The sequence below is a fragment of the bacterium genome, from assembly GCA_026398675.1.
Classification (GTDB): Bacteria; RBG-13-66-14; RBG-13-66-14; order RBG-13-66-14; family RBG-13-66-14; genus RBG-13-66-14.
This window is the reverse complement of sequence record JAPLSK010000221.1, coordinates 1-3149: the sequence shown is the minus strand read 5'-3', so window position 1 is coordinate 3149 and position 3149 is coordinate 1. Positions and strand designations below refer to the sequence as shown.

At 65.1% G+C, this 3149-nt stretch carries 3 protein-coding genes; all 3 read left to right on the top strand.

All coding sequences use genetic code 11. The annotated features are described in order from the left end of the window. Window positions 1–1194: BamA/TamA family outer membrane protein (locus NTW26_07170; GenBank protein ID MCX7022038.1), on the top strand; the 1194-nt coding region annotated here is incomplete at its 5' end. Window positions 1195–1259: 65 nt separating this feature from the next. Beyond that, entirely contained in the window at window positions 1260–2843 is a 1584-nt protein-coding gene (locus NTW26_07165; GenBank protein MCX7022037.1) for a glycosyltransferase family 39 protein, read from the top strand. 69 nt (window positions 2844–2912) lie between these two features. After that, window positions 2913–3149 (top strand): hypothetical protein (locus NTW26_07160; GenBank protein MCX7022036.1); only part of this gene is annotated, 237 nt, incomplete at its 3' end.

The window sequence follows — 3149 nt, the reverse complement described above, 5'->3', positions numbered from 1 at the left end:
ACCAAGGACAAGGTCATCCGTCGCGAGTTCACCATATACCCCGGCGAGGTGTTCGACGGGAAGGCCTTCCGCCGGTCCCTGGAGCGCATCTTCAACCTGCAGTACTTCGAGAACGTCGTCCCCGACTGGCGGATAGACCCGGTGGCCAAGGTCATTGACCTCACGGTGCGGGTGGTGGAGCGCGAGGGGACGACGCGCATCTCGGTGGGGGGCGGTTACTCCACCCGGGACGGCCTGATGGCCAACTTCTCCATCGGGTGGATAAACTTCGACTCCGAGGCGTTCCCCGAAATCTGGAAGTCCAAGGGCGGGGGTCAGGAGCTCACCCTCTCGGCCGATCTGGGCGCCACCACGGCCAACCTCTCCCTCTCCTTCCTCGAACCCTGGTTCCTGGACACCCACACCGCCGTCGGCGCGGGCGCCTACCATTCCTCGGTCCAGACCAGCTTCGATTACGAACAGGTCAAGTTCGGCCTCTACGGCCTCGTGGGGCGTCCGCTGGGCGAGGAAGCCTCCTGGCGGCTCCGGTACGACTACGCCGAGAACACCATCAACCCCTACGACGACGCCAGCGACTCCACCTTGGAGGCCGCCGGCACCACGCTGACCAGCTCGGTGACCCTCTCCCTCATGCGGGACACCCGCGACAACTACTTCTTCCCCACCACCGGCTCCCGCCAGTACCTGAGCCTCGAGGTCGCCGGTGGTCCCTTCGGCGGCGACCAGGACTACTACAAACTAACGGGTTACGCCACCACCTACTTCCCCGGCTTCTGGAAGACGGCGCTGGCGATGAAACTCTACGCGGGATTCGTGGACTCCTACGGCGACACGGAGAAGGTCCCGATTTACGAGCGCTTCTACACCGGCGGGCTCGACGTCCGCGGCTACCACGACTATGACCTCTCGCCCCGCGACTCCGACGGCGACCTCATCGGCGGTAATTTCAAGCTCTACTCCAACCTCGAGTACCGCGTCCCCATCGTGGAAAACATGGTGTACGGCATGCTCTTTCTGGATTCGGGGAACACCTGGGCAAAACTGGCGGACGTTGACTGGGGCGACCTGGTCTTCGGCTACGGCGTGGGCGTCCGGATAGACATCCCCATGGTGGGGCTCCTGGGATTCGACTACGGCTGGAGCGAGGACGTGCCCAAGGGCCGCCTCCACTTCAGCATCGCCCAGACCTTCTAGGGGCCGAGGTGGAGAACCGAGCGAAGCGAGCTATGCCCCCGGCAAACGGGGAAAGGCTACAGCGGTTGCTCCTCGTAATCGCCCTGGCGGTCTGGCTGGGGCTTTCCCTTTGGTACAGCTCCCGGATGAACTGGCTCTCGGCGGACGACGCCTACATCACCCTGCGCTACGCCCAGCACTGGGCCCAGGGGCAGGGACCGGTGTACAACGTGGGCGAGCGGGTCGAGGGCTACACCAACTTCCTATGGGTCCTCACCCTCACGCCGCTCATCGGGCTGGGCATCCCCGGGACGCTGGCGGTGAAGCTCCTGGCCGGTCTTTCCGGAGCCGGCGCGCTGTGCCTGGTCTGGCTCTTGGGCCGCCGCATCGCGGGGAAGGATTCCTGGCTCGGCCCGGCGGCGGCGCTGGCCCTGGCCCTCAACGGCACCTTTATCTGGTGGACCCTCCCGGGTTCCATGGAGGTCTCCACCCTTGCGTTGACCCTCCTGGCGGGTTTTTACCTCCTCCTCGGACGGGAGGGCGCCGACGAACGGGCGAGGCTGCGCGAGACGCTGGGGGCGGGGATGTTCCTCGGCCTGAGCGTCCTGACGCGCCCCGACGCCGTCCTCTTCGGCATCCCGGCCCTCGTGGTCGTCCTGTTGGAGAAGGGGAGGCGCCCGCTGCGGGCGGCCCTCCTCCTCGTCCCCGGGGTGCTCATGGTCGCCGGCCAGCTCATCTTCCGGCTCTCGTACTACGGCGATTGGCTGCCGAACACATTCTACGCCAAGGTGGGCATCAACCTGCGGGTCATCGGCCGGGGCCTGGAGTACCTGTTGACCTTCGTGAAAGCCCAGGCGCTCCTCTTCGTCGGCGCGGTCTTCTTCCCCTGGAGGCGGTGGGGGGTCAAGGTCCTGCCGTTCCTCACCGGGTGTCTTCTGTACTGGATATACCTGGCGGCCATCGGCGGCGACTGGATGTCGTTGCGCCTGTTCCACCACACCTTGCCCATCCTCGTCCTCGTGGGGGCCGCCGGTTACCTAAACCTCTTCCAGCGGCTCCGCGAAAAGAAATGGGGGAGGGCGGTCCGCATCCCCGCCGCCGTTCTGGCCCTGGCAGGTTTTTTATACCTCACGCACCTCGAGGCCGACCCCTCGATGGCCTTCAGCCCCCTGCGCTTCGGGGTCCAGCAGCGGTACTCGACGGCCCGGTGGCTCAACGAATACGCCGACACCGACGACCGGGTGGCCCTGACCTCGACCGGCATCATCCCCTACTTCACCGATCTGTACACCATAGACATGGTGGGGCTGATGGACCGCCACATCGCCCGGGAGGGGGTGAGCATCGCCGGCTTCGGCTTCCCGGGGCACGAGCGGTTCGACAACGACTACGTCCTTGCCAAAAAGCCCGAGTGGTTCGTGCTGAACATCACCCCGGGCGAGCTTTTGTCCGGGACCCAGCCGATCCTTTTCTACGAGATGGACCTCCTCCGGCGGCCGGAATTCTGGGCGGAGTACCACCTCGTCCTCCCGCCGTACCCCACCCTCACCATCCTGCACCGGCGTGACGACGCCCGCGGCCTGGAGAGGCTGGAACCCGGCGAATGGAAGGGAACCTACGGCTTCGTTCCACCGTACGCGCGACGGGGCGCGACGCCGACGGGCGTTTGAGGCGTTTACGGCGACAGTGCCGCCATTATGCTATCCTTGGGTATAGTTACTTCTCCCTGTGAGGGATAGATGAAAAAGATTCTACCGCTTACCCTTTTGCTGGCCCTTTTCGTATCCCCGGTTTTGGCCCAGGACGACGGCGACGACGGTGAACTAAAACCCCTCGTCATCGCCTACGTGGACCTGCAGCGCGTCCAGGACGAGTGGATTCTCTTCCAGGACGCGTTGAAGACCCTGGAGGAGGAGACGCGGCAGAAGGAGCTCGAGGTCCAGCCCCGCCTGGACGAGTACCAGCAGCAGATAATC